This is a genomic window from Salinimonas marina, assembly GCF_015644725.1.
Classification (GTDB): Bacteria; Pseudomonadota; Gammaproteobacteria; order Enterobacterales; family Alteromonadaceae; genus Alteromonas.
In genome coordinates this window covers 1,830,996-1,853,381 of sequence record NZ_CP064795.1, presented here as the reverse complement: position 1 = coordinate 1,853,381, position 22,386 = coordinate 1,830,996, and the positions used below count along the sequence as shown (strand labels likewise).

General features: G+C 49.2%; 14 protein-coding genes and 1 pseudogene. 13 read left to right on the top strand and 2 right to left on the bottom strand.

What is annotated here, in order from left to right; genetic code table 11:
* Positions 1-142: 142 nt before the first annotated feature.
* The 12 genes and pseudogenes from IT774_RS08170 (at position 143) to rmf (ending at position 19,642) form a co-directional block, all read left to right on the top strand.
* Positions 143-2,209: a DUF1302 domain-containing protein gene (locus tag IT774_RS08170; RefSeq protein ID WP_195812133.1), complete on the top strand. Its 2,067-nt coding sequence runs from the start codon at positions 143-145 to the stop codon at positions 2,207-2,209.
* Between the two features lie 12 nt (positions 2,210-2,221).
* Positions 2,222-3,589 carry a DUF1329 domain-containing protein gene (locus tag IT774_RS08165; protein ID WP_195812132.1) on the top strand — a complete coding sequence of 456 codons (1,368 nt, stop codon included), beginning with the start codon at positions 2,222-2,224 and terminating at the stop codon, positions 3,587-3,589.
* A gap of 62 nt (positions 3,590-3,651) precedes the next feature.
* Positions 3,652-3,864 carry a hypothetical protein gene (locus IT774_RS17395; RefSeq protein ID WP_232365159.1) on the top strand — a complete coding sequence of 71 codons (213 nt, stop codon included), beginning with the start codon at positions 3,652-3,654 and terminating at the stop codon, positions 3,862-3,864.
* 11 nt (positions 3,865-3,875) lie between these two features.
* Positions 3,876-4,685: a WD40/YVTN/BNR-like repeat-containing protein gene (locus tag IT774_RS08160; RefSeq protein ID WP_232365158.1), complete on the top strand. Its 810-nt coding sequence runs from the start codon at positions 3,876-3,878 to the stop codon at positions 4,683-4,685.
* A 9-nt stretch (positions 4,686-4,694) separates the two neighbouring features.
* Positions 4,695-7,031, top strand: coding sequence for an efflux RND transporter permease subunit (locus IT774_RS08155; protein ID WP_195812131.1), 2,337 nt, complete (start codon positions 4,695-4,697; stop codon positions 7,029-7,031).
* Positions 7,032-7,205: 174 nt separating this feature from the next.
* A complete protein-coding gene (locus IT774_RS08150) occupies positions 7,206-12,044 on the top strand; it encodes an NAD-glutamate dehydrogenase (RefSeq protein WP_195812130.1) in 4,839 nt (1,612 codons plus the stop codon).
* A gap of 64 nt (positions 12,045-12,108) precedes the next feature.
* The gene (gene pyrD / locus IT774_RS08145) at positions 12,109-13,116 is read left to right on the top strand and encodes a quinone-dependent dihydroorotate dehydrogenase (protein WP_195812129.1); all 1,008 of its coding nucleotides are present in this window, start codon (positions 12,109-12,111) and stop codon (positions 13,114-13,116) included.
* 46 nt (positions 13,117-13,162) lie between these two features.
* On the top strand, positions 13,163-15,265 hold the full coding sequence (gene rlmKL / locus IT774_RS08140; protein ID WP_195812128.1) for a bifunctional 23S rRNA (guanine(2069)-N(7))-methyltransferase RlmK/23S rRNA (guanine(2445)-N(2))-methyltransferase RlmL: 2,103 nt from the start codon (positions 13,163-13,165) through the stop codon (positions 15,263-15,265).
* A gap of 47 nt (positions 15,266-15,312) precedes the next feature.
* Positions 15,313-15,489 carry a hypothetical protein gene (locus IT774_RS08135; RefSeq protein ID WP_232365157.1) on the top strand — a complete coding sequence of 59 codons (177 nt, stop codon included), beginning with the start codon at positions 15,313-15,315 and terminating at the stop codon, positions 15,487-15,489.
* Positions 15,486-17,425: pseudogene (gene uup, locus IT774_RS08130) on the top strand (ATP-binding cassette ATPase Uup). Before IT774_RS08135 ends, uup begins: the two are co-directional and overlap by 4 nt.
* Before the next feature lie 13 nt (positions 17,426-17,438).
* On the top strand, positions 17,439-19,133 hold the full coding sequence (locus tag IT774_RS08125) for a DUF3466 family protein (RefSeq protein ID WP_195812126.1): 1,695 nt from the start codon (positions 17,439-17,441) through the stop codon (positions 19,131-19,133).
* A gap of 332 nt (positions 19,134-19,465) precedes the next feature.
* Positions 19,466-19,642 (top strand): ribosome modulation factor, encoded by a 177-nt coding sequence (gene rmf / locus IT774_RS08120; protein WP_195812125.1) that lies wholly within the window; start codon positions 19,466-19,468, stop codon positions 19,640-19,642.
* A 53-nt stretch (positions 19,643-19,695) separates the two neighbouring features.
* Here the strand turns inward: rmf and fabA are convergent, their stop codons facing one another.
* Positions 19,696-20,214 (bottom strand): 3-hydroxyacyl-[acyl-carrier-protein] dehydratase FabA, encoded by a 519-nt coding sequence (gene fabA, locus IT774_RS08115; RefSeq protein WP_195812124.1) that lies wholly within the window; start codon positions 20,212-20,214, stop codon positions 19,696-19,698.
* A 136-nt stretch (positions 20,215-20,350) separates the two neighbouring features.
* Between fabA and IT774_RS08110 the strand changes: the two genes are divergently transcribed.
* Positions 20,351-20,635, top strand: coding sequence for a hypothetical protein (locus IT774_RS08110; RefSeq protein ID WP_195812123.1), 285 nt, complete (start codon positions 20,351-20,353; stop codon positions 20,633-20,635).
* Between the two features lie 406 nt (positions 20,636-21,041).
* Here the strand turns inward: IT774_RS08110 and IT774_RS08105 are convergent, their stop codons facing one another.
* Positions 21,042-22,328 carry a DASH family cryptochrome gene (locus IT774_RS08105; protein ID WP_195812122.1) on the bottom strand — a complete coding sequence of 429 codons (1,287 nt, stop codon included), beginning with the start codon at positions 22,326-22,328 and terminating at the stop codon, positions 21,042-21,044.
* Positions 22,329-22,386: the final 58 nt, after the last annotated feature.

The window sequence follows — 22,386 nt, the reverse complement described above, 5'->3', positions numbered from 1 at the left end:
GAATAGCCGATAGTTTAGCAATTTGTTAACTGGTACGATTTGTTCTTGCGATTATCTCAAAATGATGTAATTATTTTGTTAACCGTTATGGGTGGCCTACGGACCTGCACCACCAATACGTTAACTTGGGAGAATAAAAACTATGATAACAAGGCCATGCGCATTCAAAAAATCACCCGTGGCAGCCGGGGTCATTGCGTTACTCGGCGTCGCATCCACGTCAGTAACCGCCGCTGACTGGCAAGTGGGAGATGCCAGCATCACACTTGACTCTACCTTTACCCTGGCAACCAGCATCCGGGTTGAGGATCGTGATTACAGCCTGATTGGTAACAGTAATCATCCCCAGTTTGACTGGAGTGGCTACAATGCTGCTACCAATGTTATCTATCCCAGTGCGGACGTATGGGCATTATCAGGAGATGGCGCTTATTCAACCAATGGGGACCTGGGCAACCTTGCTCACGATCCCGGTGAAGCATTTTCGTCACAAGTTGCCGGTAACCACGAACTGGATGTCAATTTCGGCGATTACGGCTTTTTTGCCCGGGGGTTCTGGTTTTATGATTTTGAAAACGAAAACGGTACCTCTGACTGGGCTAATCCTATAACCGGTGAAAACCGCGATTTGTGTCAGGATTCCGAGGCTAAAGATTTATTATGCGCCGACATTCGCTTACTGGATGCCTTCTTTTACGGCGACTGGTGGGTTGGCGATAAGCCATTGACGGTACGTGTGGGGCAGCAGGTTATCAGCTGGGGTGAGAGCACTTTCATTCAGCATGGTATCAATACCACCAACCCGGTTGATGTAACCCGGGCCCGGGCACCTGGCGCGGAACTAAAAGAAGTATTTATACCGGTGGGTATGGTGTACGCCTCTTTGGGGCTGACGCAGGATTTCAGTATTTCAGGTTATTATCAGTATGAATGGGAGCGTAGCTGGCTGCCTGTGGCCGGCAGCTACTTTGCCGGTAACGACTTTGCGGGTGAGGGCGGTCAGTTCAGTAATATCCAGCTTGGCTTTAGTGGTAACCCGGATATTAACCTGCAGACCTTGTTGACTCAGCTTAACGAATTAGGGTCGGCGCTAGGAAATGGTGCTGATCCGGCCCAGATTTCTCAGGCCTACCTTGCTTATCCAACCAAATTGACCGTCCGGGCTTACTCTGATGCAGCGCACCAGGATGCCGACGATCAGGGCCAGTATGGTGTGCGCCTGACCTGGTTTGCCGAAAACCTGAATGAAACCGAATTCAGTTTTTACCATATAAATTATCATAGCCAGCGGCCACTGGTATCGGGTATTACCTCAGATTTCACCGCCGAAGGAATTGCCCAGGATATCGCGTTTTTATCTCAAAATCAGATTACCCGGGACAACATTACGCAGCTGGATGCATTTTCTGAAACCCAGTTCCTGTACCCTGAAGATATCAAATTATACGGCATGAGCTTTAATACCAATATTGGTACTACTGCGCTGGCCGGTGAGTTCGCCTACCGGGTGGATGAGCCACTGCAAATAGATGACGTAGAATTACTTTATCAGGCGATGCCTGAGCAGTTGGCAAATGCGGGATTACGTCCGGATCTGGCGGGTATCTCCCAGCTTAAAAATATTGGTCGTGATGTCGGTCCTGGTGAGTCTGCAGAAGGATTTTTACTCTCCGATACCTGGCAGGCCCAGTTTACCTTATCTCATGTATTCGGACCCATGTTCGGCTCAGATAACTTCATCATGTTGGGTGAAGCGGGCTATGTCAATGTGGTGGATTTCCCGGATCCTGAAGTCATTCGTTTGAATGCGCCGGGCACCGCCAGAACCCCCTCATTAGAACCGACACCATCGGGTAATCCGCGTACCGGTCTGCATCAGGGATTATCAGATGGCCCCGAAACCAATCCGTTTGCCACTGATGATGCGTGGGGTTACCGCTTATTGGCGGTCGCCGACTACAACAATATTATGGCTGGCGTCAATATGCGTATGCGGGCCACCTTCTCCCATGATGTAGAGGGCACCACTCCGGACCCACTATTTCTATTCACCGAAGACACAAAATCGGCGAATCTTTCCTTCACCTTCGATTACTTGAGCAGATGGTCAGCGACGGCGTCTTACAGTGCCTTTTGGGATGGTATTGGCACCACCAACGCACTGGCAGACCGTGACTTTGTGTCGTTCAATATCAAGTACTCAATTTAAGGGGCATTAACTATGATGAAAAAGTTTACCTTGATTGCGGCGGCGGTTTCGTTGTCGGTAGCCAGTAGCTGTGCGCTGGCAAAAATTTCAGAGCAGGAAGCCAACAAACTGGGCAATGAGCTTACCCCGTTAGGCGGTGAAAAAGCCGCCAATGCCGATGGCAGTATTCCGGCCTGGGATGGGGGTATTACCAAAGCGCCTGAAGGTTACTCAGAAGGTGATCATCACCCTGATCCCTATCCCGGCGATACCGTGAAGTTCACCATTACTGCCGATAACTACAAAGAATACGCTGAATTTTTGTCCGAAGGTCAGCAAGCGCTGTTTGAGGCTTATCCAGAGACCTACAAAATGCCGGTCTATCAGAGCCGTCGTTCAGCGTCCAACCCACAGGATGTCTATGCGGCCACCAAAGCCAATGCCACCCGCGCCGAGCTTATCGAGGGTGGTAATGGGTTAAAAGGGGCGGTACGTGGTATTCCGTTTCCGGTACCAGAAAACGGCTTAGAAGCCATCTGGAATCACATTTTACGCTATCGCGGTGAAGCGGTTCAGCGTTATGGGGGCCAGGCAGCAGTGACCTCGGCCGGCGACTACAATGTTATCGGGTTTGATGAACAACTGCTTATTCAGTACGCCAAAGAAGGCATGACGCCTGAAGAGTTGCTGGATGACAATATCCTGTTTATGTTTAAGCAAAAGGTCACTAAACCCGCTCGTTTGGCAGGTACTGCGCTACTGGTACATGAAACCGTAGATCAGATTAAAGAACCTCGCCGGGCCTGGACGTATAACACCGGTCAGCGCCGGGTTCGGGCGGCACCTAACATTGCCTACGACACCCCGGGGACTGCGGCCGACGGCCTGCGTACCACCGATGATTTTGATATGTTCAATGGCTCGCCCAATCGCTATAACTGGGAGTTAAAAGGCAAAAAAGAAATGTACATTGCCTACAACAACTATAAATTACATAGCGATGAGGTCAGCTACGACGAAATTTTAAAACCCAATCATATCAATCCGGAACTGACCCGCTGGGAAAAACACCGGGTTTGGGTGGTTGAAGCTTCGCTTAAAGAAGGTTTCCGCCATGTTTATCAAAAACGGGTATTCTTTATTGATGAAGATAGCTGGCAGATTCAAATTGCGGATATGTATGACAACCGGGGTGAGTTATACCGCGTAGGGGTGGCATACGGTGTGAACTATTATGATGTTCCTACCCAATGGTCAACTCTTGATGTGTATCATGATTTGAACTCACGGCGTTATCTGGCCATCGGTCTCGATAACGAAGAAGATATTTATGATTTTTCTGTACGTCCCCGTGATGTCGAGTTTACTCCCCAGGCCCTTCGTCGCGAAGGCAAGCGTTAATCTCACCTAAAGGCGAGGCCACCTGGCTTCGCCTTCGTTTTTCTTATTTTCAGGATTGTTTTATGAAAACACCTCTGGCAGCTTTTGCTGCACTGGCCTTCAGTGCCTGTGTATGCGCTCAGACAGCTTATCAGGCCCCCCTGGTTGAACAATCATTGCTTTTGGATATCACCGCAGATAAATCGTTGGTGATGGTTGGGGAACGGGCCATATTTTACTTTCTAAAGACGGTGAAAATTTTCAGCAAGCCGATGTACCGACAACAACCACATTAACCGCTGTCACCATGTTAGGTGAGCAGGTGTGGGCAGTGGGGCACGATGCGACTATTTTACATTCGGATGACGGCGGTGTGAGCTGGACCGTACAGTTTACCAACCCTAAATTAGAGCGCCCTTTTCTTGATATCCATTTTTTTGATAAACAGCATGGGATAGCCGTGGGCGCCTATGGCATGTTTTATCGCACGAACGACGGCGGCAAACAATGGCGTGCAGAGTTGCATGCTTCTTTGTTAGATCCTTATGACCGTGAATATCTCGAAGATATTCGTGAAGAGGACGAAGCATTTTATGAACAGGAATTAAATTCCATTTTACCCCACATCAATCGTTTGTCCCAGGATGGCAAGCGACTGTATCTGGCCGGTGAAGCCGGGACCCTGGCCTATAGTGATGATCAGGGCAAAAACTGGCAACGTTACAGCGTTGATTATACCGGCTCTTTTTTTGATATAGCGGCGCTGGATGAACAAACCGTGATGGCGGTTGGCTTACGCGGCAATATATTTGTGATGCAGGGCAACCAAAACTGGCAATATGTAAAAACCTGCTCTACCAGTACGCTAAATTCCATTGTACCGATAAGTCAGAATAAGGTCGCGGCCTTAGGCAATAACGGCATAATTGTGACGCTGACCAAACCTTTTCCGGTGAGTCAGCATGATCCCTATGCCCGGGCAGCAGACTGTGAAGCTGAAGCAGGGATAAAGGTGCGTCAGATTGACGACAAAGCCGCTATTGTGAACGCCACGCTATTCAATCAGGACGGGTTGGCGGTGTCGGCAAATGGAATAAAAAACCTTACATTAGAATAAGAAGGTATTATGTCGCGTATTACTCAATTTCTTGAACGGCTGTTTTTTACCAATCGCATAGCCGTTATCGTATTTTTTGCAATTGCTACTCTGTTTCTGGGCTATCAGGCCTCTTTACTTAAGCTGGACGCCGGCTTTGAAAAAAACATTCCGCTTAACCATGAATATATGCAGACCTATATGGAGCACCGAAATGACTTTGGTGGGGCCAATAGTGTGTATGTGTCGGTGTGTGATAAGCAGGGCAATATCTTTAATCCTGAATTTTTCGATACCCTGAAGAATGTCCATGATCAGTTGTTTTTCATCAATGGGGTTGACCGTTCGTTAGTCGCCTCACTGTTTTCGCCGTCTACCCGCTTTACTGAGATCGTCGAAGGGGGCTTTGCCGGCGGACCGGTTATCCCGGCCGACTTCAACTCAAAAAATCCCAAAGCCTTGGAGCAGGTCGCAGCGAATATTGAAAAAGCCAATATTGTCGGGCGCCAGGTCTCGAATGACTACAGCTGCTCAATGGTGACCGCGCAATTACTTGACCTGAACCCGGAAACCGGTGAGCCCCTGGACACGTTGGCACTGGCCGGCGAACTGGAGCAGCAGCTACGTCAGCAATACGAAAATGATCGCATCTCAATTCATGTTATCGGCTTTGCCAAGATGATTGGCGATGTGGCCGAAGGCGCCAAAGATGTGGTGTTGTTTTTTGCGCTGGCGCTGGCGATCACCGCGGTAATGGTATTTTTCTTCTCGCGTAACCTGATGCTGACCATCCTGCCGCTTACCTGTTCGTTTATCGCGGTGGTCTGGCAGCTGGGCCTGTTAACTGTGATGGGCTTTGGCATCGATCCGATGTCAATCCTGGTGCCATTTCTAGTGTTTGCTATTGGCGTTTCCCATGGCGTGCAGATGATCAATGCGGTGGAGAAAAAGGCCGTGGCGGGCGCGGGCGCCAAGCATGCTGCCATGTTTGCCTTCAGAAGCCTGTTGATTCCAGGCGGCATAGCGCTGCTTTCCGATACGGTCGGATTTATGACCTTATTGGTAATTGATATCGGAATTATTCGCGAACTGGCTATCACTGCCAGCATGGGTGTAGCGGTGATTATTTTAACCAACCTCATCCTGTTACCGGTGTTAATGAGCTTTTTGAAGCTTGATCATAACTATGTGGCCAAGTTTGAAGGTAAAGAAGCGCATTCGGTTCGGTTTTGGCAATGGGTGGCAGGCTGTTCACACAAAACCCCAGCGTTGATTATTTTACTGGTTACCTCCTTGCTATTGGTGTTCGGGCTATATCAGTCGCAGCAAATGAAGATTGGTGATCTGCATGCCGGGGCGCCCGCGCTGCATGAATCCTCCCGGTACAATCAGGATACCTTTCTTATCACCAATAAATATGAGGTTACCGTTGATTATCTGTCGGTCCTGGTAGAAACCACCCCTGAAGCCTGTACCTCTTATGAGGTTATGAATGCCATGGATGATTTTCAGTGGAAAATGAAAAATGTCCCTGGCGTGCAGTCTACAGTGTCGCTGGCCTCTATCGCCAAAGTAGTGAATGCCGGTTACAACGAAGGGAATGTAAAATGGCAGGTGCTGCCGCGTAATCAGCAGACCCTGGTGCAGGCCATTGCACGCATTCCGACCTCTTCGGGACTGTTAAATGGGGATTGCTCGGTCATGCCTATTATCTTGTTCATGGAAGATCATAAAGCTGAGACCATTTCACGGGTGGTGGATGCGGTAAAACAATATCGTGAAAGCTATGAAACTGACGATATGAAATTCAGCCTGGCGTCAGGCCCGGTAGGAGTAATGGCGGCGACCAATGAAGCGGTAAAAGAAGCGCAAATTCCGATGATGGCGTATGTGTTTGGCGCGGTTATCTTACTTTGCCTACTTAGCTTCCGATCGTTGCGTTCCACCCTGTCTGTGGTGATTCCATTGTATGTGGTATCGGTGCTGGCGCAGGCATTAATGACCTTCCTGGAAATCGGTCTGACCGTGTCCACCTTGCCGGTAATCGCATTGGGCGTCGGGATTGGGGTGGATTATGGGATTTACATTCTTTCCACTATGAATGCGCGTATCAAGCAGGGTGATTCGGTTCAGCAAGCTTATCTGACCGCCCTTAATGAACGCGGCAGCGCCGTCTTGTTCACAGGCATAACTCTTGCTATTGGAGTGAGTACCTGGGTGTTCTCCTCACTGAAATTTCAGATGGATATGGGAATATTACTCACATTCATGTTTTTGGTGAACATGTTAGGTGCCATTATCGTATTACCGGCACTAGCCCGCTTTCTGTGGGCCAACCGGAACGAAGATAAGTCGCCCGACCAGTAAGATATTTTTGCATAGGTAAACATGTAAAAGGGCCGTAAGGCCCTTTTTTATAGGTGTTTTTTGCATACTTATCTAAGCTGTTAACAAAGCGTTAAAACAGGGCTTTCATTTATCCCTGCTTTTAGCGAAAATGGTCAGGGTTTTTCCGCACTTACGTAAATTTAAGGTTTATTCATGACAGTCACCTCCAAGCGACACTCTGTACTACTGGACAATGTTTTCTCGCTTATTGATAAGAAGGTGGATGCGAAACAAAAGGCACTGGTAAAACAGTTCGGTCAGCTTCTCTATAAAAATATCTCACACGAAGATCTGGAACACCGTAACGACAGCGACCTTTATGGCGCCACTTTAAGTCTGTGGAACATTTTGTACGACTTTGATAAAAACAAACCGTACATTCGGGTTTTTAACCCGGAAATTTCAAAACACGGCTGGCACTCAAGTCACACGATTGTAGAAATTGTCGTTCGTGATATGCCCTTTTTGGTAGACTCGGTGCGAATGTCACTGAATCGCCAGGGTATTACCGCCCACTTGTTATTGCACCGACCGTTTAGTCTGGAGCGCGATGACAACAACCATCTTACCGGTTTCAAAGAAGCCAACCAGACTGGCAACGGCAATCAAAAAGAAACCGTGCTGTTTATTGAAATTGACCGTCAGACCAGTAAAAAAGAGTTACAGAATCTGACCAAAGAACTGCACTCGGTGGTTGATGAAGTGTCCTTAGCAGTAAACGACTGGCAGGAAATGTCCAGCCAGTTACATAACGTCTGTAATAACATTGAAGACTTAAATCTGCCTTGTGACGACAATGCAATTGATCAGACCCGCCGTTTTCTGGATTGGCTGGCGGATCACAATTTCACCCTGATGGGCTATCGGTATTACAGCGTTAAAGCCATTGAGGGTGACCACCGCTGGATACCCGATAACGACAGTAGTTTGGGACTGATGAAAAATTCCATCAGTGAACGTGAACGTCTGTTATCAAAGCTGCCTGCTACCGCCCGTGATGAAGCGCTTAGCAAAAATCCGCTGATGCTCACCAAAACCAATACCCGCTCGCAGGTACATCGTCCGGCCTTTATGGATTATGTCGGCGTGAAAGCATTCAATAAAGAAGGTCAGGTGGTGGGTGAACACCGATTCCTGGGACTTTACTCTGCCTCTTTTTACAATGCTTCGGTGACTCAGCTTCCGATCCTGAGTGACAAGATTGAGAAAATCTGTGACTTGAGTGGGTTTGAGCCTGGCACTCACGCCTACAAAGCGTTTGTGAATATCGTCGAAACCTATCCGCGGGATGAGTTGTTGCAGACTCCTGCCGAAGAACTTAAGCAAATTGTGATGGGTATTTTTCAGATGCAGGAGCGTGGTATCACCCGCCTGTTCATTCGCAAAGATGTGTTTGGCCGGTTTTTCTCCTGTATGGTCTTTGTCCCGCGTGAACGCTATAACACCGAGTTACGCAAAGAAACCCAGGCACTGCTGAAAGAGTCGCTTGGCGCCATCGAAGAAGTGGAATTCACCACCTTTTTCTCAGAGTCAGTGTATGCCAGAACCCATTACATTGCCCGGGTAGAAGATAATAATGCGGAATACGATGTGAAAGAAATCGAACAAAATATCATCGAACTGACCAAAACCTGGAATGATCGGCTGGCCGCTGCTATCAGTCAGTCGTTTGGTGAAGCCAGCGGTAAAGCCTTAGAGCGCAAATACAACAAAGCGTTCAGCCGCAGTTACATGGAGCAGAACCTGCCCAGCGCGGCCCTTATTGACATCGACAAGCTGGAAACGCTGAATGACGACCATAAACTGGATATGTTGTTTTATCGGCCGCAGGAAGAAGGCAAAGACAGCCAGGTAGTCAAACTTAAACTGTTCCACAAAGCCGAACCTATTCATCTGTCAGATGTATTGCCCATGCTGGAAAACTTCGGCCTGCGGGTGATTGATGAAAGTCCGTTTAAAATCACCTGCTCTGAAGGCGAACTTAACTGGGTAATGGATTTCACCATGCTGCATAAAGCCGGTGAAAAACTGGATATGGAAAAAGCGCAAACCTTGTTCCAGGATGCGTTTGCCAAGGTCTGGGCCCATACCCTTGAAGACGATGCCTTTAACCGATTGATTTTGGGGGCAGGGCTCACCGGGCGGAAAGTGACGATTTTGCGTGCATATGCTAAATACATGCGCCAGACCGGCAGTTCATTCAGCCGTGACTATATCGCTAATACCCTGTCAAACTATCCGCAGATTGCTAAGGCGCTGGTCAGCTTCTATGACACCCGCTTCGATCCTAAGAAAAAACGCTCGCAGAAAAAAGAAGATGGCATTTTAGAAGACATCAAGGGCCACCTTGATAATGTGAGTAATCTGGATGATGACCGTATTATCCGTCGTTATCTGGATATGATGCTGGCAACCTTACGGACCAACTTCTACCAGGGCGATGACGAAGGCAACGAAAAACCTTATGTGTCATTCAAAGTGGCGCCGGAACAGATCCCGGACATGCCATTACCGTTGCCAAAATTTGAAATTTTTGTGTATTCACCCAAAGTGGAAGGGGTGCATCTGCGAGGCGGTAAAGTTGCCCGGGGTGGTCTGCGCTGGTCAGATCGTCAGGAAGATTTCAGAACTGAAATTTTAGGTCTGGTAAAAGCCCAACAGGTTAAAAATACGGTTATTGTACCGGTGGGCGCAAAAGGTGGCTTTGTTTGTAAAAAACTGCCTACCGAAGAAGGCCGCGAAGCGATGCTTGCCGAAGGCAAAGCATGTTACCGCACCTTCATTCGCAGCTTGCTGGATATCACCGATAACATCGTCAATGGCGAAGTAGTACCGCCCCAGAATGTGGTACGTCTTGATGAAGATGACCCTTATCTGGTGGTGGCGGCGGATAAAGGCACTGCCACTTTCTCGGATATCGCCAATGGTATTTCCGAAGAATATAATTTCTGGATGGGCGATGCCTTTGCCTCCGGTGGCAGCATTGGTTATGACCATAAGAAAATGGCGATCACCGCCCGGGGCGCCTGGGAGTCGGTGAAACGGCACTTCCGCGAAGTGGGTATTGACTGTCAGACCACCGATTTTACCTGCGTGGGTATCGGCGACATGGCCGGGGATGTGTTTGGTAATGGGATGCTGCTGTCAAAGCATATCCGTTTAGTGGCGGCGTTTAACCACCTGCATATCTTCTTTGACCCTAGCCCGGATGCAGCATCAAGCTACAAAGAGCGTCAACGTCTGTTTGAAAATCCACGCTTAAGCTGGGATGACTATGACAAGGAGCTGATATCGAAAGGGGGCGGTGTCTTTAATCGCTCGGCCAAATCCATCAAGCTGACGCCGGAAATGAAAAAGTGTCTGGGCACCCGGCAGATGACGATGACTCCTAATGAATTGATACACAACATTTTAAAAATGGAAGTGGATCTGATTTGGAACGGTGGTATCGGCACTTATGTTAAGAGCACCAAGGAGTCTGACGCTGAAGTCGGCGACCGCGCCAATGATGATTTGCGGGTCAATGGTAAAGAGGTTCGAGCCAAAGTCGTGGGCGAGGGCGGTAACCTGGGTCTGACTCAATTAGGTCGTATTGAATATGCGGCTAACGGTGGTCGGGTAAATACTGACTTTATCGATAATGTCGGTGGGGTCGACTGCTCGGATAACGAAGTTAATATCAAGATACTGCTGAACAACCTGGTGGCTAATGGTGATTTGACCCTTAAACAGCGTAACAATCTGCTGTATGAGATGACCGATGATGTGGCGCAACTGGTACTGGAAGATTGCTATCGTCAGACTCAGTCCATTTCGATCACCGAGCGTGCCGGCGTGTCTGCACTTAAAGAGCAGCTTCGGTTTATCCATGGTCTGGAGCGTGAAGGCCGCTTAAATCGTGAGCTGGAGTTTATCCCTACCGATGATGAAATCTCGGATCGGGTTGCTGCCGACAGAGGCTTTTCCCGCCCTGAATTAAGTGTGCTCATTGCCTATGGCAAGATGGTGCTCAAAGATGAGCTGGATATCCCGGCCATTACCCAAAACCCGTACCATGAACAAATGCTGATCAATGCCTTCCCGGAAGTGCTGCGCGAGCGGTTTGCCGAACAAATGCAGCAGCATCCTCTGCGTGGTGAAATTATCGCCACCAAGCTGACCAATGCGATGATCAATGACATGGGCCTGAACTTTGTGTTCCGCATGCAGGAAGAAACCGGCGCCTCGGTGGATGAGATTGCCGATGCCTATTCTATTGTTAAAGGCATCTTCAATATCGGGCCGTTGTGGGAACAAATCGAAGATCTTGATAACCAGATTGATGCTGATCTGCAGCTGCGGATGTTAGAAGAAGCGCGTCGGATTATGCGCCGCACGGCACGCTGGTATATCCGCCATGGCAATAAGTCGCTGGGTATTCAGGAAGCCATCGATGCCTATGGCAGTACTTTTGAAGATTTGAGCAAAAATCTGAAAAATTATCTGGTGGATGATGAATATGCCATGCTTGAGCGTCATACCCAAAGTCTGATTGACGAAGGCGTACCAAAAGCCATTGCGATGCCGGTTGCCCGTTTTTCTAATATGTTCTCGATTCTGGATATTGCCCAGATTGATGCTGATGATAAACGTGATACTCCGATTATTGCTAAGCTGTACTTCCAGCTGGGCAATCGTCTTGAATTGCACTGGTTCTTAGAGCAAATCAACAATCAGGCGGTAAGCAACCACTGGCAGGCGCTGGCCCGTGCGTCGTATCGTGAAGAGCTTGACTGGCAACAACGGTCCATCACCGCAAACCTGCTGGCGAGTCGACCCGATGTTAATGATGCCGATGAGATCCTATCGGACTGGATTGACAATAATCAGGTCTTACTCAAGCGCTGGTATCACATGATGTCCGAGTTTAAGACCAGCTCAGCGCACGAATTTGCGAAGTTTTCCGTCGCATTACGTGAATTGATGCTTTTAAGCGTGAAGTCTAACCATTAGAATAGACTGATTCGCAGAAATCAAAGCCCTGTCTGACAGGGCTTTTTTATAAGTACCTTTTGTTATGTCCTCCATCGTGCAGAAACTCCTGTTAAAGTGTGAGCCGGAAGCCAGTCATGATTTGACCATGAAGTGGCTCAACCGTACTCAACATACCCCCTTGAAGTGGTTATACAGCAAAGAAACCATCCACAAGCCGCTGACGGTGGCCGGGATTGAGTTTACCAACCCGGTGGGACTTGCAGCCGGACTGGATAAAAATGGTGATTGTATTGATGCCTTTGCGGCGATGGGTTTTGGTTCAATTGAAATCGGCACTGTGACACCACGCCCTCAGCCTGGCAATCCCAAGCCGCGTTTGTTTCGCATCGAAGACAAGCAGGCCATCATTAACCGGATGGGCTTTAACAACAAAGGCGTGGATTATCTGGTAGAAAAAGTTAAAAAAGCCCACTACAAGGGTGTGCTTGGCATCAACATTGGTAAGAACAAGGATACGGACGATCAGCATGCTATTGATGATTATCTGCTTTGTCTGAACAAGGTCTACCCCTACGCCAGTTATGTTACGGTGAATATTTCCTCGCCCAATACGCCCGGATTACGCAATCTGCAATATGGTGAGGCGCTGGATGGCCTGCTGTTAGGATTAAAAGGCGCTCAGGAAAAACTGTGCCAGACCCATGGCCGCTACGTACCGCTGTTTATTAAAATTGCACCGGATTTGGATGATGAACAAATCAGCAGTATTGCGGCTTCGCTGTTAAGCAGCAAAATGGATGGTGTCATAGCGACCAATACCACATTGAGCCGGGAAGCAGTGCAAGGGCTACCTCACGCCAATGAAGCCGGGGGCTTAAGTGGAGCCGTCATGACGCAGATGTCGCTGGAGGTAACCCGCAAGCTGTCGGCCGCGCTGGAGCGCTCCATTCCAATTATCGGCGTCGGTGGCATCGACAGCCCGAAAGCTGCGCAGCAACGTCTGGAGGCCGGTGCTTCACTGGTGCAGGTGTATTCAGCGTTCATTTATCAGGGACCCGAACTGGTCCATCAAATAGCTAAAGCTATCTAAACAAGGTTGGTGAGGACTTCTCGCCAAACAGGTAAAAAATCTTTATATGAACAAAATTCTGGTTACTACCAGTCGCGGACTGGATGAACTATTAAAACAAGAGATCCTGACGCTGTGTCCCGGCGTCGAGATTAGTCTTACCCCTGGCATGCTAAGCTTTGAAGGTACGCTGGAACAGGCCTATACATTGTGCCTGTGGTCACGACTGGCTAACCGGGTTATCTGGCAACTGGCACAGGGCAAATGTGACAGCGCCGAAGCCTTATATCAGGTGGCCGACAGTGTTGACTGGCCATTGCATCTGAAGCCTAACCAGACCCTTGGGGTTCAGTTTGTAGGCACCAACCGGGTTATCAAAAATACCCAGTTCGGGGCGGTCAAAATCAAGGATGCTATTGTTGATCAGTTCACCCAGCAAAGCAGCCAGCGGCCCTCGGTCGAACGCCGTCAGCCTGATTTGCCGATCTATGCCAAATGCCAACGGGATCAGGTGGCTATTGGTATTGATTTATCCGGTAATAGTCTGCATCAGCGTGCCTATCGACAACAAACGGGCGAGGCGCCTCTTAAAGAACACATTGCCTGTGCCATGCTAATGCGGGCCGGCTGGCATCAGCATACCGACCAGCCCTTAGTCGATACCATGTGTGGTTCAGGCACCATCGCCATTGAAGCAGCGTATATGGCTCGCAATATAGCCCCGGGCATAAAACGGGGCTACTGGGGCTTTAACCGCTGGCTTCAACATAACCCCACGCTATGGGATAGTCTGGTAGATGCCGCGCTGGCTGCACAGCTGCCGGCTAAAAATAATATCTATGCCGGTGATGTCAGTCGCCGACTGGTGGCAATGGCGCGCACCAATGCCGATGAGGCAGGGGTATTCGCCGATATTCAGTTTTCGGTTCAGGATGCCACCAAAGGTGCCCCGCCGGTGAAGCAAAAAGGCTTTATGGTCACGAATCCGCCGTATGGTGAACGTCTGGGCGAACTGACCGATCTGATTCCGTTGTTTTCGCAATGGGGCAAGCATTTAAAAACCGCATGGAAAGGCTGGCAGGTAACCCTGCTTTCCAGCAATCGTGATTTGCTGCGTGTGCTTAAATTACGTGCTGCCAAAGATTACGCCATGAACAACGGCAAGCTGGAATGCCGGTTGGTTAATTATCAACTAGACGAAGCCAACTGCGAGCAGTTTTCTGAAGATGCGCAAAACCATGAATTTGCAAACCGGCTGAAGAAAAACCTGAAAAAGCTCAAGCCCTGGCTAAAGCAACAGAATACCCAGTGTTATCGTATCTATGATGCGGACTTACCCGATTACAATGTAGCTATCGATCGTTATGACGACTGGCTAGTGGTTCAGGAGTACGCACCGCCTAAAGATATCTCTGAAGACAAAGCGCGCCGCCGTCTGCAGGAAGTGTTGTTGCATTTGCCGGCTGTGACAGGCATTCCGGCGTCACAAATTTCATTAAAAGTGCGTACCCGTCAAAAGGGCACCGCCCAATACGAAAAGCTGGATCAACAAGGCGTCACCAAAACGGTACAGGAAAACAATGCCCGCTTTGAGGTTAATCTGACGGATTATCTGGATACCGGTTTGTTTCTGGATCATCGAGATACCCGTCAACGGGTTCAACAGCTGGCAAAAGATAAAGATGTCCTGAATCTGTTTGCCTATACCGGCAGCGTGTCGGTATTTGCGGCATTAGGCGGCGCTCGTTCGGTGTGCACCGTGGATATGTCGAAAACTTATCTGGACTGGGCTAAGCGCAACTTTTCGCTTAACCAGCTAAGCGGGCCGTATGCGTTTGTCCAGGCAGATTGTACTAACTGGCTGGCGAGTCATAGTGGTCAATACGATCTTATTTTTATTGACCCGCCCTCATTTTCAAATTCAAAACGCATGCAATCTACCTGGGATGTGCAGCGCGATCATGTGGCGCTGATTACCCAGGCTGTGGGTTGCCTGAAGCCTGGCGGCACGATTATTTTCTCCAACAATAAACGGGGCTTCAAGCTGGATACCCCTGCGATGGAAGCGCTGGGGTTAACCGCGCAGGATATTACCAAACACACCATTCCTCAGGATTTTGCCCGGCATAGCTCTATCCATAAATGCTGGCAGCTAAACCGATGCAAGTGATTTTGTATACCGGGCCGGGTTGCCAGTTGTGTGAGGTGGCGCACAGCATGCTGCTACAACTACCAGGCCCGCAGTCGTATGTGGTGATAACCAAAAATGTGCGTCTCAGCCCTGAGCTTTACCACCGTCTGGGGGCCCGAATTCCGGTGCTGGAACGCACCGACTCGAACGCACAGCTGAACTGGCCTTTTACGCAGAATGAACTGGAGTCTTTTTTACAATGAGCATTTTGCAGCTTAAGAATATAACGGTAATTTACGGCAATCCGCCATTACTGGACGGGGTGGAACTTATTGTCCAGCCCGGCGAGCGGGTATGTCTGGTGGGGCGCAATGGCAGTGGTAAGTCCACGCTGATGAAAGTGATATCCGGGGATGTGGTGGCTGATGAAGGACAGCGCATCATTGATAATAAAACCATCATCGCCCGCCTGGAACAGGATCCGCCTCAGACTACCGATGTTACCCTTTACAATTATGTGGCTGAAGGCCTGGCCGATGTAGGCGAGCTTATCGCCCGGTTTCATCAGCAGACCCGGGTGGTGGCCGAGGATCCCAGTGAAAAGAGTCTGGCCCGGCTCGAGGCATTGCAGGCGCAACTTGACGCCCGGGATGCCTGGCAGGCCGAGCAGCAAATCGCCCAAACGCTGACGATGCTGAAACTGGACCCGGATGTGTCGCTATCGACCCTGTCGGGAGGCTGGCGCCGTAAAGCCGCGCTGGCCCGTGCATTGGTGCGCTCGCCAGATCTACTGCTGCTTGACGAACCCACCAACCACCTTGATATCGAAATGATTCGTTGGTTAGAACAAAGCCTGACCAGCTTTCAGGGGCCATCGTGTTTGTCAGCCATGACCGGGCGTTTATTCGGGCCATGGCGACCAGGATTGTGGATCTTGATCGGGGCGGATTGGTCAGTTATCCGGGCAATTACGACAGCTATCTGGAAAAGAAACAACAGGACCTGGAGGTCGAGGCCGCCCATAATGCCGAGTTTGATCGTAAGCTGGCTCAGGAAGAAACCTGGATCCGGCAGGGTATTAAGGCCCGGCGCACCCGCAACGAAGGCCGCGTCCGCGCATTAAAAAAATTACGCGAGGAACGTAAGGCCCGCCGCTCGGTGCAAGGCAATGTGGTCGTGAGTCAGCACAAAGGCAGTCGCTCGGGCAAGATGGTATTTGAAGTTGAAAACCTCAGCTACGCTATTGAACACAAGCCAATCGTACGGGATCTTGACCTTAATGTATTACGGGGCGATAAACTGGCGTTGATTGGCCCTAACGGCAGTGGCAAAAGTACGCTAATCCGGCTACTGCTGGGTCAGCTTGAAGCCGACAAGGGTACCGTCAGGCGCGGTACCAATCTAGAGGTTGCTTATTTTGATCAGCACCGGTTTGGCCTGGATTTGGAACAAACCGTGATTGATGCGGTAGGCGATGGTAAACGGGATTTAATGGTCAATGGCCAACCCCGGCATGTGATTAGCTATTTACAGGATTATCTGTTTGAGCCGGAACGGGTCAAGGCTCCGGTTAAATCCCTGTCAGGGGGCGAAAAAAACCGCCTGATGCTGGCAAAACTCATGTTGCAGCCCAGTAATGTGCTGGTGCTGGATGAGCCTACCAATGATTTGGATGTTGAAACCCTGGAAATGCTCGAAACCCTACTGGCAAACTACGCCGGCACCTTATTACTGGTAAGCCATGACCGGGAGTTTGTCGATAATGTTGCCAACACCTGTCTGGTTTTTGAAGGTGACGGTAAATGGCAGGAGTTTGTAGGTGGGTTTTCCGATGTGGCACAGTGGTATAGCGAGCAGGATAAGGCCCGCCAACAGCAGGAAAAAATCGCCAAAGATCAGCAAGCCAGTGAAACTAAAGACCCTAACCAGGGTCCTAAGTCAAAGTCTTCACCCCGTAAGGCGAAAAAGTTATCATACAAAGACCAGCGGGAACTGGAAGCACTGCCACAGGATATAGAAGCCCTGGAGACACAACTGGCAGAGGCTCAGGAAGTGGTTAACGCGCCGGATTTTTTTAATCAGGATCAGACCACCACCAGTGCCGCTTTAGAACAGATGAATAAAATCGAATCAACGCTATCTGAAAAATATGCGCGTTGGGATGAACTCGAAAGCATGCTCGAAGATGCTCAGCAGTAAAGTAGGACAGTTAATGAAAAGAACACAGCTTGCCGCCGCCATTGTACTGGCAACCAGTAGTATCACTGCGTGGGCAGAGAATTACACCGTGACACCGCTGCCGGTGTCTGACAAAGCACAAAACTCTTTTGCAAAATCGATTGATAACACCGGTGCCATGCTGACCACGGTTTCTGGTGAGTTTTCGCCGTTTATCAACACCCAGTGGCTGGCCGATCGTGGTTACTTTGAAGACAATAGCGAGGTGCTTGAGGATGCCGACGCTGCGGCGGCGGGTAACTTCACCACGGCAGACTATGAACGCATTGTTAATTCTTTGCTGGCCAGCAGCGATCGCAGTGCGACCGGTTTTCAGCATCTGGCACGGTTCCGTTCCTATCTTACCGATACGGTAGAGTCGAGCCTGATCCCGGGACTGGATGTGTTGCGTGATGATGAAAGTCAGGGCTTCACCCAGTCGGTGCAAACCATTGCCCGGGACAGTCTGAGTGCCGATTATATTGTCGGTACCTCGCAGCTGCCTTATTTGCGGGTAGATTATGTGGATGAAGACGGCGAAGACAATTTTTATGTTCTCAGTGAAGGTCCGATTCAGGCTTTTGCTCAGATAAATGGTCAGTCAATCCGGTTACCTTCGCCGGATGATACCCTAAACGGCTATGCCACGGCGTATGCGATTAATGAAAACTTTCAGGTTGCCGGCTACAGCACCACAGGCTTTTTAGACTCACGGCTTGAAGATATTGCACAGTGCATGGATGATGAAACCCGGGGCGAGCAGATTATAGAAAAATGTCTGCAAGAAGTGCTGTACGTATCGGGCCGCACCAGTACCGGCTTCCCCTTGCGGGATGCTTCGCAGATTCGACCGACCATCTGGCAGTTAGACGCTTCGGGCAATATTGTAAGTACCACCACCTTCCCGATGTTATTTGAACCTGATGAAAATCAGCTTAATGCTAACTATGCAGGCTATGCTCAGGCCATTAACAATAACGGCGTGGCAGTAGGTCGTACCGTGACCAGTGAACGCGAAACGGTCGCGGTGTCTTTTGTTGATGGGCAGACCATTGAGATGTTACCGCGTGATGAGAATCAGGTGAGTAGTGCCGTGGCCATTAATGATGAAAACTGGGTGACCGGATATGTGCAACGGGCGCCGAACGGGGTCTCCCGTAAGCGGCTGTTTGTACATAATCTGGATAGTGGCGAGGATTTTTATCCGCAAGGCTTCTATAATAACGCACCGACCGAAGGCCGGGCCATCAACAATAACAATATTGTGGTGGGCGTGTCAGAGTCAGAACCAGCCCGTAATACCACGGCGGCGCAGCACCGGGCCTTTATGTATACCGTCGGTGATGAGGAGATTGTTGATTTAAACACGCTTATCAGCTGTGACAGCGAATATACCCTGGTTGATGCTATTGATATCAATGACAACAATGAAATTATCGCCAACGCCCTGTTCAAAAAGCCGCTTCGCAATATTGATGGCACAATAGTGGTGGATGATAACGGCGAACAGGTTAGCGAAGAAGTTATTCAGGCGGTTAAATTAACCCCTAATGGCAACACTGAACCCCGTAGTTGTGATGGCGATGAAGATACCGATGAGGACTTTGAACGCAGTGGCGCCGGGGTAAACTGGCTGTTTCTGGGCATGATGGGAGGCCTGATAGGCTGGCGCCGTTGGTTTCAGCGCTGATAAAACGTCGATCTTTGGGCGATGAGTCGCTCACCAGTTCAAATCTAAAAGCCATGCATTTGCATGGCTTTTTTGTGTAATCAGCAGACTCGGGATGAGCGTTTATTAACCGCCAGAATAAATAAAAATGCTAAAATAATGTTAAAATAAATATCGATGCCTTTCATCAGGTTAGTTCTTGTCAACAGAAAAATTAATGAAAAAAACTTGAACCTGAAGCAACAGTTCGCTATCAAAGGTAGGTGCGATTGAAAAACAGCACTCGATTTTACAACTTTGCTTTGTGGTGCCAGAAATTTTTTCGCACGTTAACTGACAAAAGAGGCTAATCGATGAAACGACAAAAAAGAGACAAATTGACTCGCGCCCATGCAAAAGGGTATCAGGCTGGAATCAGCGGTCGCTCGAAAGAATACTGCCCATTTCAGTCTTTTGACACGAGGTCACACTGGTTAGGAGGATGGCGAGAAGCGGTTGGCGACAGACAAGACGGCCTGTCCGTAAGATAAAACTCTCTTTGACGTTGAATCAAGCCCCGCATAGGTCGGGGCTTTTTACTGGATTAAAAGTTAGACGTATCCTGAAATAAGCCGACTTTTAAATCTTTCGCCGAATAAATCTCACGGCCATCCACTTCCACTATACCGTCGGCCTGACCCATGAATAATTTACGCTTAATCACCCGTTTCATGCTGATGCGATAGGTCACTTTTTTTGCTGTCGGCAAAATCTGTCCGGTAAATTTCACTTCGCCTACGCCCAACGCGCGTCCTTTACCAGGACCACCGCTCCAGCCTAAAAAGAAACCAACCAGTTGCCACATGGCATCGAGTCCCAGACAACCTGGCATCACCGGGTCGCCGGGGAAATGGCATTTGAAAAACCACAATTCAGGATCGATATCCAATTCGGCAATCATTTCACCCTTACCGTAGGCGCCGCCATCTTCGGTAATAGACACGATACGGTCCATCATCAGCATGTTGGGCGCGGGTAGCTGCGCATTGCCCGGCCCGAACAGCTCTCCCTGACTACACGCCAGTAATTCATCACGATTATAGCTATGTTGTTTATCGGACATACAATCTCTTTTATTATCTTAAAATGTCAGCGTCATAATTTAGCGAACACTTGTACGCTAAACAACTCCGAACAGTGATTTAATGCATATTTTTTCCCGTGCTACACTGTCGCATCCCTAAAAATAAGAGATTTGTATGGCCAAAAAGAAAAAATTTGTATCCTACGTCAAATCGGCCGGGCCGCAGCAGTCAAAGGCCAAAGCGAACCCTGAGGCACAAGAAACGTCACCAGAGCCGAATAATGTGAGGTTGCTGGAGTCAATGAGCCCTGAAGCCGTGCAGTGCTATGATGAACTCCGGGAAAAAACCGGCTGGAGTGATAAAGATATGGTCAGCAACGCGATACGACTTATGTATGCCTCGTATAAGTGCGGACAGGTTCGCTTATTGAATGAGTGGCTTAAAGACCACAAGCGCTAAGCAGAACGTATGCTCAATCTGTCTGGGTAACTGCATGGGTCACTGACGGGTAAGCTGACGGGAAACTGAATAGCTTAGCAGGGGCTTGTCTGATGTCACTCGGGGTATCGTGGTGTGACCCAATGACCAGCGCCTGTAACCCCCTGCTGCCCCTGGTATCCCCAAATCAATCTGGTTTTTTTCAAAGAGACAGGGTAGGTCGCTGATTTGCAGCTGCATCCAACATCATCTGGGCCTGGTATCAGGATGGGTGGACCGGCCAGGTTAATTCTTTGAGCTTCAGTATGCGCCTGGACAGTCATTCAAGACTATGCGCGTGGACAGTTACACGCCTGGACAGTCACTCAAGACTATTCGCGTGCACAGTCACTCAAAGAAAGTCATATAGACAGGCATAGGGCCCCGCTCATTTGGATAGCCACCGGTTGATAAAGCGATGCTCAGGGTCATAAGCCTGGGTTTGTTGTTGCATATCAAATTTACGTTGTTGACGGGGATCATTGCCTTTGCCAGCCAGATACAGCCAGTTCCCCCAGTTACTGGCTACGTCGTAATCAATTAACTGATGTTCGAACCATGCCGCGCCATAGCGCCAGGGTAGATTAAGTTCATGGATGAGATAGCTGGCACACAACTGTCGTGTTCGATTCGAGGTAAAGCCGGTGTGGGCTAATTCACGCATCGCTGCATCCACAATTAAGCACCCGGTATGTCCCCGACACCAGTTTTCAAACGCCTTTTCATCAAATTCACCGAAGCCGTGTGGTGTTTTGAAGCCTCCGGCTGCAAAAAACAGGGCGCCATGTTTTTGTAACTGCCAGTAGAAAAACTCCCGCCACAATAATTCAAAGTACAGCCAGTAGGTAGAATTGTTTTTGGTATGCTGTGTTTCATACTCATTAATATGCTGAATAATTCGCCGGGGTGAAAGCATGCCCTGCGCCAACCAGGCTGAAAACTTTGAGGAATAATCCCAACCCAACAGACCGTTTCGTGTTTCTTTGTAGCGAGCAATATTATGGGTGGCATAAAAATAGTGGTGCAACTGGTTTAAGCCAGCACGTTCACCCCCGTACCAGCTTTCCTGATTAACCGGCGAGGGATGTGCTTGTGCGATTGAACAAGCGTCTGCCTTAAGCAGGGTTGCAGGCGGTGCCTTCAGGCTGGTTTTGTAAGCCACGGGCGGTTCAGCACAAAGAACGCCTTCTATGGCTTTACGCCAAGGGGTAAAACTGTCTTTCATCTGAGCTACCGGCTCCGGTAAATCAGACTCGTTGAACATAGAAACTGCAGAACCAATAAACCAGGAGCAATCAGACAGCTTATTTTGTAGGGTTGCCAGGCTTCGATGTTCGTAAACACCGGCACAGCGGGAGGTACCCACATGGGTAATAGCATACTGAATACACAGGTTGGGAATAACGGTTTCCGGTTCCTGGTCAAAAACCAGTAAGCTTTGCTGACAATAGCCTAATTGTTGGTGCAAATCCGCCAGGCCTTGCTCAATAAATCTCCACCGGTGCGCCCCCATAGAGGACAAACCAAAACGGTTCTGGCAAAACCAGCTTGGCTGCTTGCAATAGACCAGTATAAGCCTGTCGACATGTTGGTTAAGTTCATACAGGGCAGGCATGTCATCAAGGCGCAGATCCCGGGTGAACCAATACAAGCCGGTTGTATAGGTGCCAGACATTCTGCCCTCAGTTTTAGATCAAATAATGCGATATTACGTATATGAGCAGAACAAGGAC

Coding starts and splice junctions, on each gene's coding strand:
- IT774_RS08170 (WP_195812133.1), top strand. CDS start 143: ATGATAACAAGGCCATGCGCATTCAAAAAATCACCCGTGGCAGCCGGG.
- IT774_RS08165 (WP_195812132.1), top strand. CDS start 2,222: ATGATGAAAAAGTTTACCTTGATTGCGGCGGCGGTTTCGTTGTCGGTA.
- IT774_RS17395 (WP_232365159.1), top strand. CDS start 3,652: ATGAAAACACCTCTGGCAGCTTTTGCTGCACTGGCCTTCAGTGCCTGT.
- IT774_RS08160 (WP_232365158.1), top strand. CDS start 3,876: ATGTTAGGTGAGCAGGTGTGGGCAGTGGGGCACGATGCGACTATTTTA.
- IT774_RS08155 (WP_195812131.1), top strand. CDS start 4,695: ATGTCGCGTATTACTCAATTTCTTGAACGGCTGTTTTTTACCAATCGC.
- IT774_RS08150 (WP_195812130.1), top strand. CDS start 7,206: ATGACAGTCACCTCCAAGCGACACTCTGTACTACTGGACAATGTTTTC.
- pyrD (WP_195812129.1), top strand. CDS start 12,109: ATGTCCTCCATCGTGCAGAAACTCCTGTTAAAGTGTGAGCCGGAAGCC.
- rlmKL (WP_195812128.1), top strand. CDS start 13,163: ATGAACAAAATTCTGGTTACTACCAGTCGCGGACTGGATGAACTATTA.
- IT774_RS08135 (WP_232365157.1), top strand. CDS start 15,313: ATGCTGCTACAACTACCAGGCCCGCAGTCGTATGTGGTGATAACCAAA.
- IT774_RS08125 (WP_195812126.1), top strand. CDS start 17,439: ATGAAAAGAACACAGCTTGCCGCCGCCATTGTACTGGCAACCAGTAGT.
- rmf (WP_195812125.1), top strand. CDS start 19,466: ATGAAACGACAAAAAAGAGACAAATTGACTCGCGCCCATGCAAAAGGG.
- fabA (WP_195812124.1), bottom strand. CDS start 20,214: ATGTCCGATAAACAACATAGCTATAATCGTGATGAATTACTGGCGTGT.
- IT774_RS08110 (WP_195812123.1), top strand. CDS start 20,351: ATGGCCAAAAAGAAAAAATTTGTATCCTACGTCAAATCGGCCGGGCCG.
- IT774_RS08105 (WP_195812122.1), bottom strand. CDS start 22,328: ATGTCTGGCACCTATACAACCGGCTTGTATTGGTTCACCCGGGATCTG.